Here is a 14,528-nt window from a genome sequence, read left to right as displayed (position 1 = left end):
GGGCTCTCCTTACTTCTGCACGATGTAGTCGGTGCTGGCCATGGTCAGCAGCACGGCCAGCAGCACGCGGTTACGGCGATCCGTGGCGTTGTTGGTCGCCGTGTTGGTGCGCAGGTTGATGTCCGAAATGGCCGCGATGATGCGCGAGCGGGTGCTGGTCTTCATGTTGCCGGCCGTCAGCAGCAGGTTCAGGCGATCGACCAGGGCGCCGGGTTGATCGGCCAGCGCCAGCTCCTTGCTGTAATCGGGCGCGGCCCGGTCGAGACTCGGCCCGACGTAGCCCTGCACATAGGTCTGCATCGAATTGATGTAGATGGCGACCGTGCTCTCGTTGGAAATCTGCATCTCCGGCGCCACCAGCCCGAGGCTGGCCACCTGCGTGTTGGACGGCACGTAGCCGGGCCGGAAGAAGTTGAACACCGACGACGAATTCATCGGCGTCTGGCCCAGCGTGCTGTCGGTGCTGCCCACCTGGTAGCGGCCGCTCGGTGGCGTCGCGTGGAAAGCGCGCAGCCAATTGCCGAGCCGGACGATCGGTTCGCGCAGTTTGCCGTAGCCCGGACCCTGTGCGGTCGTCGCGTCGCGCGCTTCCGGATCGAGCAGTACCGCCCGGATAACCGCCTTCATGTCGCCGCGCACACCCTGCCCGTTATTGGCAAAAGCCGTCGCCACGCGCGAGATGTAAGCCGGACTCGGATTGCTCGTGACAAGCCGCTGAATGAGCTGGCGTGCGAAGAACGGACCGGCATTGGGATGGTTGAAAAGCGCATCGAGCGCGACGTTCAGGTCGCTGTTCACATCGGCGACGCTCGGCGTGCCGGACATCTGCGGAATGGTCGCGGACAGGAAGCGCTTCTCCGATACCGAGTGGTACTTGGGGTACGCCTGCATCGGAATGACGTCTCGATCCGGGTCCTGCGCCAGGCTGTTGCCTACCCAGCGATTGTCCGAATTGTCGGGCCCGCCCCAGCTCCAGCCGGTGAATACCTTGGCCAGCCCGGAGACGTCGCTGTTGGTGTAGGTCTCGATCGGCTTGCCGTCCCTGAGCACGGGCGAGCCGTCCGGGTTGAGCTGGTAGAGGCCGATGGTGAACAACTGCATCACTTCGCGCGCGTAGTTTTCGTCGGGCACGCGGCCGGCGCCGTTTTCTTTCTGGTTGCGCAGGTACGTGAGGTACTGCCCCATCGCCGGATGCAGCGTGACGTCCTGAAGCAGCGTGCGGAAGTTGCCGAAGGCGTTGCGGCCGAGCACGTCGTAATACGACGCGATCGAGCGCACGCTGACCGAACTCTGGAACGAGACGACGAAGATCTCGGACAGCGCCAGCGCCACGCGTTGGCGCAATTGATCCTGTCCGGCTGCCGCCTGCGTCCAGAAGCTCTCCAGGAAGTCCTTCTGTTGGAGGGTCGCGCCAGAAGCGAGCTGGCTCTTGATGTTGTCGACATAGGCGCGGTGCGAACTCGGCGCAATCGCGAACTGCCGCGTGATCCACGATGCGGGGCCGTTGGCGGCGATGTCATCGATGCTCGCTTCGTCGGCCCCGAAAGTGGCCTGCGACAGAAGGCGCGCCGCATCGAGGCTGGATGTCGGTATCGCCACAGGCGAGTCTTCGCCCTGCGAGCCCGAACTCGACGATGAACCGGACTGTCCCGGCTGACTGGATTGATTCGCTTGGCTGGACTGGCTGGACGATCCGCCGCTGGTGCCGCCGCCTCCGCCGCCACCGCAGGCGGAGAGCAGCGCAAGCACCAGCGAGACCGCCAGTGCGTGCTTGATGGAGTGCCTCATGGGCGCCTCTCTTTTCTCTCGGTTTGGGTCGGCCGGATTCTAGAGAGACGTCAAAAACGCGCTGTCAGAAGCGGATCAGTGGATTTTTGTCAGAGATAAACGGAAATCGACTATCAGTAACTTCCTACGCAATAGCCCGACAAGTGGCTTTAGCCTGCGCGGCGCCGGCTTGCGAGGGCGCCGAGAAGAATGATGGCGCTCAGCGCCACGACAGGCCAGTTCGCCCAGTGCGCATAGGGCGTCATGCCCTGGTAGCCGCGGACATCCGTGATCAGCGCGCCGGCCGTGAAGGGCGCGAGCACCTCGCGCACATGACCATCCGGTTCGATCACGGCGGTCATGCCCGTATTGGTCGCGCGCATCATCGGGCGACCGGTTTCCAGCGCGCGCATGCGCGCAATCTGCAGGTGTTGCGGCTGTGCATGCGAATTGCCGTACCACGCGAGGTTCGACATATTCAGCATGAGCGTGGCTTCGGGCAATGCGTGCAGCAGTTCCTCGCCAAACACATCTTCGTAGCAGATGTTGACGGCGATCTTCTGTCCCGCCAGCGACAGGGGCTTTTGCCCCGCCGGCCCGCGCGTCTGGTCCGACATGGGAATGTTCGCCAGCCTGTAGAACCAGCCGAAGAAGGGCGGCGAGAACTCTCCGAAGGGCACCAGGTGATGCTTGCCGTAGAACTGCTCGCCGCCCGGTCCGCGCGTGATGGCACTGTTGAAAACACGTCCTTCCTCATCGCGCGTGAAGATGCCCACCACCACGTCGCCGCCGGCGGCTTGCTGGAGCGCATCGAGGTAGCCTTCGGGCAGGTGCGTATCGAACAGCGGCAGGCTGGTTTCCGGCAGCACGACGATGCGCGCGGGGTGCTGGCGCACCATGTCCAAATTGAGTTGCAGCCACTTCAGGATCAACTCGCGGCGCCACTTCTGCTCCTGCGCGATGTTGGTCTGCACCAGCGATACGCGGGTCGGCTCGCCGACAGGATCGGTCCACGCCACCTGCCGCAGGGCCGCACCCGAAAGCACGATCACCAGTGCCAAGCCCAGTGCGCCGCGCCGCTGCTCGCGCTTGAGGGCGGACACCAGCAACGCTGCCACCAGTACAAGAACAAAGCCGACGCCGTAGCTGCCGATCACCGGCGCCCAGCCTGCCAGCGGACTGGGCGGGGTCTGCGTGTAGCCGATCGCCAGCCACGGAAAACCGGTCAGGACCCGGCCGCGCAGCCATTCGCCGAGCGCCCAGGCCGCCGCGGCGACAATTGCATTCCACGCCCAATGCCGAAGGCGGCATCGTGCATACAACCAGGCCGACAGTGCCGGGAACAAGGCCAGGTATGCGCAAAACAGCGCCACCCCGAGGACCGCCAATGGCGCCGGCATGCCCCCGTAGCGATGCAGCGCCACATAGAGCCAGCACAGGCCCGCGAAGAACGCGCCGAACCCCCACACGAAGCCGCGCCATGCGGCGCGCCCCGGCTTGGCGTCACGCAGGAAATGGAACAGAACGCCCCAGCAGACAAATGCCAGGGGGAACACACCGAAGGGAGCGTAGGCGAAAACACTCAACGCGCCCGCCAGAAGTAACAGCAGTGAAGTCATGCGAAAGAGGCTGTTCGGCAAACCTCGCAGGATGCCACGGGACGGCGGCAAAGACATGACTGCCACGCAACGCGACGTTTTGCACGGCCGGGATCGGTCCCAGAGCGGTATACGTCAACACGCATGGATAACATATACACAAAATTGTATACAACGTTGTACGCTGAATCGTATTCAGTAACCAGGCAGTATTCGGCCTTTTGCATTCATGACGAAGGCGGGAACGACCATGCGGGATTCGGGCGATCAGGATTCGGTTCGACACATCGTGCGCACCTTGCGGCGGCGAATCGTGGCGTGGCAGTACCCGCCGCAATTCCCTCTGGTCGAAGAAGCGCTCGCGCAGGAGTTCGGTCTCAGTCGCAGCCCCGTCCGGCAGGCGCTGACCCATCTGGCGGCCGAAGGGCTCGTTGAACGCTTGCCGCGCCGTGGCTTCCGCGTGCAGCAACTCAAGATGGTCGACGTCGAAGATCTCTACGGATTCCGGCTGGCCCTCGAAAGCCAGGTCGTGCGCGCGCTGGCCTCTCGCGGGCTCGACGAGCAAACGCTCGCCCGCCTGCGGGCGCCGTGGCAAGACCCGCAGGCATTGGCCAGCGAGCCGGTGACGCGACTGGCCGAACTCGACGAGGGCTTTCACCTCGGGCTCGCGCAGGCGCACGGGAACGCCCTGATCATCCGACACCTCGAACATATCAATGAACGTCTGTTCGCCTTCCGCGAACTGGACTTCGACGGCAACGACCGCATCGCCAGCACGTGCGCGGAGCACGGCGGCATCCTGGAGGCGATCGTTGCGCGCGACGTTGCCCTGGCATGTGAACTCATCGAGCGGAACATCAACAGTGGCCTGGGCAACGTCGAAGACGCCCTCGTCCGTCTGGTGGGTCGCTCCTATCTCAGCTCGACGCATCCCGTCTCGAAAGGAGTTTCACCATGAGTGCCACCCCGACGGTCAGGCCAAAGTTGTGGGTAACAGGTGACCTGAATGCCTTCTTCGGATTGTTCACGAACGTACTGCTCAATGTGCTGGTGCTGTCCGGGCTCGCGCTTTATGTCGTCCAGATGCCCGGCGACACGGTGTACGGCCGCATCCTGCCAGCACTGGGCATCGCGCTGCCCCTTGGCAACCTCTTCTACGCCTACCTCGCCTGGCAACTTGCCAGAAAGGAAGGACGAGACACCGTAACCGCGATGCCGTACGGCCCGAGCGTGCCGCACATGTTCATCGTGGTCTTCGTGGTGATGCTGCCGACCTACCTTGCCACCAAGGACCCGATCCTGGCGTGGAAGCTCGGTCTCGTGTGGGCCTTCATCGTCGGCGTCATCGTGCTGCTCGGCGCCTTCGTCGGCCCCACCATCCGCAAGTACACGCCACGCGCGGCCATGCTGGGGACGCTGGCCGGCATCTCCATCGCATTCATCTCCATGCGCCCGGCATACCAGATGTTCGATGCAGCATGGATCGGACTGGTCTGCTTCATGATCATCCTGCTGTCGTGGGTCGGCCAGGTACGCCTGCCCTTCGGCGTGCCAGGCGGGCTGGCGGTGGTGCTCGTGGGCTCGGCGATGGCGTGGATCGCCACGGCGCTCGGCTGGAGCGATCTGATGCAGCCGACGGCCGTCGGCGAAGCCATGCAGCACTTCTCCCTGTACCTGCCGGTGGTCAGCGGCGACGTTCTGTCGATCCCGTTCGAAAAAATATGGCCGCTGCTGGTCACGGCCATTCCGCTGGGCATCTATAACTTCACCGAGGGCATCAACAACGTCGAATCGGCCAGCGCCGGCGGCGACAACTACAACCTGCGCGCGATCCTGTTGGCCGACGGCCTGGGTGCCATCGTGGGCGCCTTCCTCGGTTCGCCCTTCCCGCCCGCCGTCTATATCGGACACCCGGGCTGGAAAGCCATGGGCGGGCGCATCGGCTATTCGCTGGCAACGGGTATCGGCGTGGCGATCATCTGCTTCCTTGGCCTCACGGCACTGCTGCTGTCGCTGATTCCGCTCGTGTCGATCGTCCCGATCCTGCTGTTCATCGGGCTGGTGATCGGCGCGCAGGCCTTCCAGGCTTCGCCCAAGCGGCATGCGCCAGCTATCGTGCTGGCGCTGGTGCCGAACATTGCCGAGTGGGCCAAGACACAGGTCGACGGCGCGCTGGGCGCGGGCGGCATCAACGTCGCCGACGTGCCGGTCAAGGCGCTTGCCGACATGGCCAATGCAGGCGTGCTGTACCACGGCATGGAATTGACGGGCGGCGGCGCCGTGCTCGCCGGCCTGGTGATCGGCGCAATCGCCGTGTTCGTCATCGACCGCCGCTTCAACTGGGCCGCGGTGTACGCGGGTGCTGCCACCGTTCTCTCGTTCTTCGGTTTCATTCATGGCTCGCAACTGGCCATCAACGCATCGCCCGGCGTGTCGTTCGGCTACGGGCTGGCCACGCTGCTGTTCATCTTCATGGCGTGGCAGCAGACCCGCTCTGGCGAAGGCATCAGTTGGGCGCCGTCGAACGACGACGAAGAGACCGACTACGTCTGAGGAGTACGTTTCATGAGCAAGACCCTGTTCGTTAATGGCACGCTGATGCGCGGCCTCGCGCTGCACAAGAATCTGGACGGCGCCGAGTTCCTGGGCGAATTCCGCACGCGGCCCGTGTATCGCCTGTACTCGATCAACGACGTACACCCAGGCATGTACCGCGTCGCGGAAGGTGGCGTCGCGGTGACCGGCGAGATGTATCGCATGCCGGACGAGGTGTGGGCGCGCGTCGAAGCAGGCGAGCCGCCGCATCTGTATTGCGGCCCCGTTGAGCTGGAAGACGGCCGCGTGGTGGATGGCATCCTGTTCCCGCAGGAACAGATCACCGCTGCGCATACCGACATCTCCAGCTTTGGCGACTGGCGCGCCTACATGGCGTCGAAGGGACGCTGAACGCCGCCCTGGCGTGCCCCTGCCGGCGCCACACGTCATTCACGAGGAGAGGACCATGACCCAGGTATTCAAGGCCGAGCCCTACGATCTGCCGTTCGAACCCGAACACACGGCACTCATCATCATCGACATGCAGCGCGACTTTCTCGAACCCGGCGGGTTCGGCGCCATGCTGGGCAACGACGTGTCGCTCCTGCGCAGCGCCATCGGTCCCTGCAAGGCCGTACTGGATGCCGCCCGCCGTGCCGGCATCTTCGTGCTGCACACGCGCGAGGGGCACAGCACGGACCTGTCCGACTGCCCGCCGACCAAGGTCGCGCGTGGCGGCCTCAAGACCGGCATCGGCGCACAAGGCCCGATGGGGCGCATCCTGGTGCGGGGCGAACCCGGCCACGACATCATCCCCGAGTTGTATCCGATCGCGGGCGAACCCATCATCGACAAGCCGGGCAAGGGCGCGTTCTACGCCACCGACCTTGAACTCAAGCTGCGCAATCGCGGCATCAAGACCCTGATCGTCTGCGGCGTGACCACCGAGGTGTGCGTGCACACCACCGTGCGCGAAGCCAATGACCGGGGTTTCGAGTGCGTGGTGGTATCGGACGCGACGGGTTCGTACTTCCCCGAGTTCCAGCGCATCGGGCTGGAACAGATCAAGGCGCAGGGCGGCATCTTCGGATGGGTCGCGCCTTCGTCGGCCATTGTCGCGGCACTCGCCTGAATCTCCGCGTCATGAGAGCCGTCCGCCTCGGCGCTGATCTGCAACCGCCCGACGGCCGCAGCGTACTGCGAGGGCACGTGCAGACATGTTTTGCGCACGCCGTGCACGTCACGCTGGAAGACGGTCGGCTCATGACGCTGTTGTCCGGGGAGGCGCAGTACGGCATGCGCATCCTCAACATCGCCGAGACTGGATGGCCCGCACTCCGCAACGCCCTGGCGGTCGGCGACGACATGTCCTTGAGCGGATCGATGCTGCGCCACTCACGCTTTGCGCTCTCGCTGGAAGGTGTCGCCATCTGGCAGGCGCCGCCGACGGATGAGCGCCTTGCCCTGCTCGATGCCGCCACGAGAAGCAACGTCATTCACGGTGCGCGCGCGTGGCTGGCCGCACGCCTGGCGGTCGAACAAGCTCGTTCTCCAGCGCCCGTACGTGCGCTCTGGCGCGCAGCGCTGGACGCCTTTTTTGACGCGATCGACGCTTTGCGCGCCAAAGACAGCGTGCGGCTCGATGCATGTGTGCGCGCCGCGCTCGGCCTCGGTCCCGGACTGACGCCGAGTGCCGACGACATGTTCGCCGGATTGCTCATCGGCCTGCGGATGACGCAAGGCCCCCATGCCCTGCTCGCACAAAGCCTGCAACGCCACTGGCATGACACGACGCGCGCCAGTCGCGATGTACTGGAGCAAGCGTCGATGGGCTGGACCACGTCGCGGACGGCCGATGTGTGCCACGCACTGTCACTGCCCAGGGAGTCCGCCGCGCTCGAAATCGCACTCGCCGCACAGGCGACCATCGGCGAGCATTCGGGGCTGGACACACTGATCGGCTTGCTGACCGGCGTGGCTTTCTCCGAAGCCGATAGTGAAAGCAGTCCGTCCCTTCAGTCTCGCTTCCGCCGGCCCCACACGCCGGCGTTCGAAAGGAGCCCTTCCCCATGACCTCGACGCTCACGCGGTTCTTTCCCAACCAGTACCGCGACTCGGTCGCGCTGATGCAACTGTCGGCCAAGCTCGCGCGGCTGTCCGGCGTGACGGAGGCCTCGGCCCAGATGGCGACGCGCGCCAACCTGGAACTGATGCTCGGCGCCGGTCTGCTCGACGCCTTGCCCGAAGCTCGCCCCAACGACATCCTGCTGGTGGTGCGCGGCGAATCCGACGCGCTCGAAGGCGCAGTCGAACAGGCCAACGCGCTGCTCAACGAAAAAGCCACCAATGCCGAGCAGGACACCGAGCGCGAGCCACTGCGCAGCGTGCAGATGGCATTCGAAGCAGGTGGGGGCAAGGCCAATCTGGTGCTCATCTCGACGCCCGGCGACTACGCGGCGGCAGAAGCAATGAAGGCGTTGCGGCTCGGCATGAATGCCATGCTGTTCTCGGACAACGTCAGCGTCGACGACGAAGTGCGCCTCAAGCGCTACGCACAATCGCGGGACCTGATGGTGATGGGGCCGGACTGCGGTACCGCCATCATCGATGGCATGCCGCTGGCATTCGCCAACGTCGTCGCGCGCGGGGACATCGGCGTGATCGGCGCTTCCGGCACCGGTCTGCAACAGGTCACCTGCCTCATCGATCAATACGGCAGCGGCATCACGCATGCCATTGGCACCGGGGGGCATGACCTTTCCGAAGCGGTGGGCGGCATCACCATGCTGACCGCACTCAAGCAATTGTCGTCGGACGCGGCGACCAAAGTGATCGTGCTGGTGTCGAAGCCGCCCGCGCCCGGCGTCGCCGCCAAAGTGGTGGACGCCGCGCGCCAGACCGGCAAGCCGGTGATCGCATGCTTCCTTGGCGCGGAGCCGGAGAGCATCCGCGCAGCAGGGTTGATACCCGCGAGCACGTTGGAAGACGCCGCGCGGCTCGCGGTCGAAACCTCGCAGGGCAAGCCGCTGCAGGCGCATTCCGATGCGAACCAACTGGACGGTAAAGCGCGCGAACTGGCGTCCCGCCTCAAGCCCGGACAGACGACGCTGCGCGGATTGTATTGTGGCGGCACCTTCTGTTTCGAAGCGCTGTTGCTGTTGCAGGACGTCCTGCCCGGACTGCAGTCGAACACACCGACCGGCAAGGTGGAGCGCGCGGGCGACCTGTGGCATAGCCGCGGCAACACCATCCTCGATCTGGGCGACGACGATTTCACGCGGGGACGCCCCCATCCGATGATCGATCCGAGCCTGCGCAACGAGCGCATCGTCGAAGAAGCCGGCGACGCCAGCGTGGGCATCATCCTGCTCGACTTCGTGCTCGGCTATGGCGCGCACGAAGATCCCGCCGGGCAGGTCGCGCCCGCCATCCGCGCGGCACAGAAAGTCGCCGCCGATGGTGGGCGGGAAGTCATCTTCGTCGGACACATCTGCGGCACCAAGGGCGACCCGCAGCAGTTCGACGCGCAGCGCGCGACGCTCACCTCGCTCGGCGTACAACTGGCCGACAGCAACGCGCAGGCGGCTGCACTCTGCAGCGCTGTATTCGCGCACGCCAAGAACAACTGACCCGGAGCCTGAGACATGACGACTCTCATCGAAAGCAAGCCGATCGTCATCAACGTCGGACTGGCAAGCTTCGCCCAGAACATCCACGACTGCGGCGGTGCGGCGCAGACGCTGCAGTGGCAGCCACCCGCCGAGGGCGACCGTCGCATTGGATTGGCACTGGCCCACACCATCAATGACCCGCACATCGAAGCGGCCAATCGCATCGCGTACGAACGCTACCTTGGCGCGCAACCGGTGCTGACCGGCGTGTCGACGGCGCGCGAAGCGGTCCCCGGCATGGAGGGCCGCATCATTCTCCATTCGGGCCCGCCCATCGCGTGGCAGGACATGTGTGGCCCGCAACAGGGCGCCGTGCTCGGCGCGATTCTCTTCGAAGGCTGGGCAGATTCGCTGGATGAAGCCCGCACGCAGGTGGAGCGCGGCGAGGTCCGGCTCGAACCCTGCCATCACCATGGCGCCGTCGGCCCGATGGCGGGCATCATCAGTCCAAGCATGCCGGTGTGGATCGTCAAGAACGCCACTGGCGGCAACGTTGCCTACACCAATATGAACGAGGGCCTGGGCAAGGTGCTGCGCTTCGGCGCCAACGGATCGGAAGTGATCGAGCGCCTTCGCTGGATGGCGCGCACGCTGGGCCCGACGCTGGCCACGCTGGTGGAGGAAATGGGCGGGCTCGAACTCAAGCCGCTGATGGCGCAGGCGCTGCACATGGGTGACGAAGTTCACAACCGCAATGTAGCGGCCAGTTGCCTGCTGTTCCGCAAGCTCACCAACGCCGCGCTCGCATCCAGGCGCGTGACGCCGGACGCCGTGCGAGAGGTGCTGTCCTTCATCGCCGGCAACGATCACTTCTTCCTCAACCTCTCGATGGCGGCATGCAAGGCCATGCTCGATGCGGCGCACGGCGTGCCACATTCGACGCTGGTCACGGCCATGGCCCGCAACGGCGTGGAATTCGGCATTCGTGTATCAGGTGCGGATCGCTGGTTCACCGCCCCGGCGCCGATCATCGACGGATTGTTCTTTCCGGGCTTCGGGCCGGCAGATGCGGCGCGCGACCTGGGCGACAGCGCGATCACCGAGACCGCCGGCGTCGGCGGTTTCGCCATGGGCGCATCGCCCGCCATCGTGCAGTTCGTCGGCGGCACGCCACGCGACGCCGTCGCCAATACGCGCCGCATGTTGAACATCACGCTCGGGCAGAACAGCGCCTTCACGCTGCCGGCACTCGACTTTACCGGCACGCCGGCGGGCATCGACGCGCGCCGCGTGCTCGACACCGGCATCCTGCCCGTCATCAACACTGGCATTGCCCACAAGGAAGCCGGCGTCGGCCAGGTCGGCGCCGGCATCACTTATGCGCCGCTGGCCTGCTTCGCTCAGGCCATCGACACGCTGGCGGCGAGCCTGCCGCGGGAGCAGTGACATGACCAACACGACATCCGCCGACCGCCAGATTGCCGTCATCGCCGTTGGGGGCAATGCCTTGGCGCCGGAAGGCGGCGGCACCACGCTGCCTGACCAGGCGCGTGCCGCCGCCGACACCGTGCGCCACATCGTCGACGTTGCCGCTCAGGGCTGGCGGGTCGTGCTCACGCACGGCAACGGGCCGCAGGTGGGCTACATACTGCGACGGTCCGAGCTGGCCATGGGCGAAGTGCCACCGGTGCCGATGGACTATGCCACCGCAGACACGCAGGGCGCGATCGGTGAGATGTTCCAGCGCGCGCTTTACAACGAACTCAAACGCCGTGGGCTCGACCTGCGGGTTGCCACCGTCGTCACGCAGGTGATGGTCGATGAGAACGACCCCGCCTTCGGCAATCCGACCAAGCCGATCGGTTCGATCATGGATACCGACAAGGCGCACCGGCTGGCCGCCGAAAACGGCTGGAGCATCATGGAAGAGCCCGGGCGCGGCTGGCGTCGCTGCGTGCCGTCGCCGCGCCCGCGCAGCGTGATCGAACTCGACACCATCCGCTCACTGCTCGACACGCAGCACATTGTCATCGCGTGCGGGGGCGGCGGAATTCCGGTGTCACTCGGCGCCGATGGCGAGCTGGTCAATCGCGAGGCGGTCATCGACAAGGACCTCGCCTCGTCACTGCTCGCGCGGCAGCTCGGCGCGCAGCGCCTGCTGATCGCTACTGCCGTACCGAAGATCGCCATTCACTTCGGCAAGCCCGAGCAGCGCTGGCTCGATCACATGAGCATTACGGAGGCCGAACAGTTCATGGCGGAGGGGCACTTCGGCAAGGGCTCGATGGGCCCGAAGGTTGAAGCGATTCTCGAATATGTGCGCGCCAACCCCGGCGGGGAAGGCATCGTCACCGACATCCCGAACATGGGTGCAGCGCTGGCGGGCCAGGGCGGGAGCCGGATCAGCGGTTGATGCAAACGCAAGGGCAAGATGCAAAAAGGCCGGGTCAGCCCCGGCCTTCTTGTCTTGCGCGGGTTAGCGCGATCAACGGCCCGTCAATAGTTGTCCGAGCGCCAGCGTTTGCGCCACGTTGCGCGCCGTGAGCGTGAGGTTGCCGCGCGCTTCGGCAAAGGCTTCTTCGACGGTGCACGCGCGATAGAGCACGCTGAACACGGCGTCGATGCCAGCCGGATACACCACGCCGACGTCGGCGGTCAGGCAGCCGGCGATGCCGATCACCGGCTTGCCATGGCGCTTTGCCACGCGCGCCACACCGATGGGTGTTTTGCCGTGGATGGTCTGGCTGTCGATGCGGCCTTCGCCCGTGATGACCAGGTCCGCGTCCCGCACGGTCATATCCAGTCCGACCGCTTCCATGACGATTTCGCTGCCGGGACGCAAACGAGCCTTGAAGAAGGCCATCATGCCCGCTCCCATCCCCCCCGCGGCGCCCGCGCCGGGTACGGTGTCGACATGCATGCCGAGGTCGCGCTCGATGAGCCGCGCGAAGTGCGCGAGATTTGCATCCAGTTCAGCGACGATTTCGGGCGTCGCGCCCTTTTGCGGTCCGAAGGTGGCAGAGGCTCCGCGAGGCCCCGTCAGCGGGTTGTCCACGTCGCATGCCACGTCGATACGGCACTGCGCCAGCCTCGCGTCGAGCCCGCTCAGGTCGATGCGATCGAGCTGCGCCAAGGCCGCGCCGCCCGGCCCGATGTCGTGTCCGTCGGCGTCGAGCAGGCGCGCGCCGAGTGCTTGCAGCATGCCGGCGCCGCCGTCGTTGGTGGCGCTGCCGCCGATGCCGAGGATGAAAGTGCGTGCGCCGGCATCGAGCGCGGCACGGATCAGCTCGCCAGTGCCGCGCGAAGTCGTGATGCGCGGATCGCGCTGCGCCTTGGGCACCAGCGTCAGCCCACTGGCGGCGGCCATTTCGATGACGGCCGTCCTGCCGTCGCCCGACAGACCGTAGAAGGCGTCGACCGGGTTCCCGAGCGGCCCTGTGACGGCCAGCGTGCGCTTGCCGCCTGCGGTCCACGCGACCAGCGAATCGACGGTGCCTTCGCCGCCATCGGCGACGGGGACTTTTACGTATTCGGCATCCGGAAAGACTTCGCGCATGCCGGCCTCGATGGCTTCGGCGACTTCGAGTGCGGTCAGGCTTTCTTTATAGGAATCCGGGGCAATGACGATTTTCATCTGTCTCTCCAGTGTTCTCTCTTGAGGCCGGCGTGCGCGCGGGGAGCGCTCCGCAGCGTTCGTGTGGTGGCAGGGGCATGGATGGGCCCCTGCCCCATGTGCATCAGAAGATCTTGAAGACGCCGAAGATCAGCGTGGAAACGATGGTGATGACCAGACCGACGGCGGTTTCATACGGAATGACCTTGAGCCGCTCGGTGATGCTCATGTTCACGGCGCCGCCCGTGGCGTGGAAGAAACTGCCGTGCGGCATGTGGTCGAAGACCGTGGCGCCAGCGTGAATCATGGCGGCGCCGGCCAACGCGGGCACGCCCAGCTCAAGCAGGGTCTGGCTGAATACCTGCGACGCCACCACGGTGCCTGCCGTGGTCGACGCGGTCGCCAGCGACATCAATGCGCCGGAAACCGGGGCCAGCACATAGGCCGGCAGACCGGATGCCTGAAGCACGTCGATCAACACGTTCTTGAGGTGCGATGCACCGATGATGCCGGCCAGCGTGCCGGTGCCCAGCAACATGATTGCCACCGGCGCCATGCGCGCCAGACCGGCAACGGCGTAGTTGTTGGTGTGGCGGAATCGGCCCATGGCGATGGCGCCGACGAGACCGCCGAGCGGCAGCGCAACCATCGGATCGATCTTGATGCCGAAAAGAGGACGCAGCGCCAGCAGCACGATGGCTACCACGGGCGCGAGGATCGCCGCGCCGAAGCCCGGCAGTGCGCCAGTGTCGTGTTGCACGACTTCGGCTTCCTGCACCTTGCTGCCGCGACGGATCAGGCGGCGCGCGATGAGGTAGGCCGCCACCAGGCCGAACAGTCCGGGAATGACGCCGGCGGCCATGATGCTGGTGAGCGGCAGATGGAAGGCGTCGGCGGCCGCGATGGCGTTCGGGTTGGGCGACATGACGTTGCCCGCTTTGCCGCCGCCGATCATGGCCACGATGATGGCCATCTTCGACAGGTCCGCACGCTTGGCGATGGCCAGTGCGATGGGTGCCACGGTGATCACGGCCACGTCGATGAACACGCCGACCGCCGTCAGGATCATGGTGGCCACGGCCAGCGCGAGCAACGCACGTGTCTCGCCGAGTTTGCGGACGATGGTCTCGGCAATGGTGGCCGCCGCCCCGGATTCGATGAGCACGCCTGCCAGCACGCCGGCGGCGAGGATGCGCAGCACCGCCGGGATGATCCCCTTGGCGCCGCCCATCATCAGTTCGACGGTGCCCGTGATGTCGACACCGCCGACGAGGCCGCCGACCAGGGCGCCGACGATCATGCCGTAGGCGGGCGGTACTTTTTTGAGAATGAGGCCGATGGCCACGACCAGCGCGGCGAGCGCGCCAAGCGTTGTGACTTCCATTTTGTGTCTCCTTCAAAGAT

The 14,528-nt window shown here is 65.6% G+C and carries 12 protein-coding genes; 8 read left to right on the top strand and 4 right to left on the bottom strand.

The genetic code is table 11. From position 1 onward, the window contains the following. Positions 1 to 9: 9 nt before the first annotated feature. Positions 10 to 1,788: a DUF1800 family protein gene (locus ACDA63_RS16805; RefSeq protein WP_373664434.1), complete on the bottom strand. Its 1,779-nt coding sequence runs from the start codon at positions 1,786 to 1,788 to the stop codon at positions 10 to 12. A 149-nt stretch (positions 1,789 to 1,937) separates the two neighbouring features. Continuing rightward, positions 1,938 to 3,386 carry an apolipoprotein N-acyltransferase gene (gene lnt / locus ACDA63_RS16800; RefSeq protein WP_373664433.1) on the bottom strand — a complete coding sequence of 483 codons (1,449 nt, stop codon included), beginning with the start codon at positions 3,384 to 3,386 and terminating at the stop codon, positions 1,938 to 1,940. Positions 3,387 to 3,594: 208 nt separating this feature from the next. On the opposite strand from lnt, the gene ACDA63_RS16795 reads away from it, so the two are divergent. Genes ACDA63_RS16795 through ACDA63_RS16760 form a run of 8 tightly spaced genes read left to right on the top strand, consistent with a single transcriptional unit; the run spans position 3,595 to position 11,924 of the window. Further along, positions 3,595 to 4,323 carry a GntR family transcriptional regulator gene (locus tag ACDA63_RS16795; RefSeq protein ID WP_373664432.1) on the top strand — a complete coding sequence of 243 codons (729 nt, stop codon included), beginning with the start codon at positions 3,595 to 3,597 and terminating at the stop codon, positions 4,321 to 4,323. After that, positions 4,320 to 5,918: a hypothetical protein gene (locus ACDA63_RS16790; RefSeq protein ID WP_373664431.1), complete on the top strand. Its 1,599-nt coding sequence runs from the start codon at positions 4,320 to 4,322 to the stop codon at positions 5,916 to 5,918. Before ACDA63_RS16795 ends, ACDA63_RS16790 begins: the two co-directional genes overlap by 4 nt. Positions 5,919 to 5,930: 12 nt before the next feature. After that, positions 5,931 to 6,311, top strand: coding sequence for a gamma-glutamylcyclotransferase (locus ACDA63_RS16785; protein ID WP_373664430.1), 381 nt, complete (start codon positions 5,931 to 5,933; stop codon positions 6,309 to 6,311). A gap of 55 nt (positions 6,312 to 6,366) precedes the next feature. Then, complete coding sequence (locus tag ACDA63_RS16780; RefSeq protein WP_373664429.1) at positions 6,367 to 7,032, top strand: cysteine hydrolase family protein; 666 nt, start codon at positions 6,367 to 6,369, stop codon at positions 7,030 to 7,032. 11 nt (positions 7,033 to 7,043) lie between these two features. After that, a complete protein-coding gene (locus ACDA63_RS16775) occupies positions 7,044 to 7,973 on the top strand; it encodes a DUF2877 domain-containing protein (RefSeq protein ID WP_373664428.1) in 930 nt (309 codons plus the stop codon). Further along, a complete protein-coding gene (fdrA, locus tag ACDA63_RS16770; RefSeq protein WP_373664427.1) occupies positions 7,970 to 9,529 on the top strand; it encodes an acyl-CoA synthetase FdrA in 1,560 nt (519 codons plus the stop codon). The genes ACDA63_RS16775 and fdrA overlap by 4 nt, the downstream gene beginning before the upstream one ends. Positions 9,530 to 9,544: 15 nt before the next feature. Continuing rightward, a complete protein-coding gene (locus ACDA63_RS16765) occupies positions 9,545 to 10,957 on the top strand; it encodes a DUF1116 domain-containing protein (RefSeq protein ID WP_373664426.1) in 1,413 nt (470 codons plus the stop codon). A 1-nt stretch (position 10,958) separates the two neighbouring features. Then, on the top strand, positions 10,959 to 11,924 hold the full coding sequence (locus tag ACDA63_RS16760) for a carbamate kinase (protein ID WP_373664425.1): 966 nt from the start codon (positions 10,959 to 10,961) through the stop codon (positions 11,922 to 11,924). A 72-nt stretch (positions 11,925 to 11,996) separates the two neighbouring features. On the opposite strand, the gene ACDA63_RS16755 is transcribed toward ACDA63_RS16760, so the two are convergent. Together ACDA63_RS16755 and ACDA63_RS16750 are read right to left on the bottom strand one after the other, a co-directional pair. Beyond that, the gene (locus ACDA63_RS16755) at positions 11,997 to 13,145 is read right to left on the bottom strand and encodes a glycerate kinase (RefSeq protein WP_373664424.1); all 1,149 of its coding nucleotides are present in this window, start codon (positions 13,143 to 13,145) and stop codon (positions 11,997 to 11,999) included. Positions 13,146 to 13,248: 103 nt separating this feature from the next. Beyond that, entirely contained in the window at positions 13,249 to 14,508 is a 1,260-nt protein-coding gene (locus ACDA63_RS16750; protein ID WP_373664423.1) for a GntP family permease, read from the bottom strand. Positions 14,509 to 14,528: the final 20 nt, after the last annotated feature.

The sequence above is a fragment of the Uliginosibacterium sp. sgz301328 genome (assembly GCF_041807905.1).
Classification (GTDB): Bacteria; Pseudomonadota; Gammaproteobacteria; order Burkholderiales; family Rhodocyclaceae; genus JBGVSA01.
Note: the sequence above shows the minus strand (reverse complement) of the source record. Positions and strands in the feature narration are given on the sequence as shown.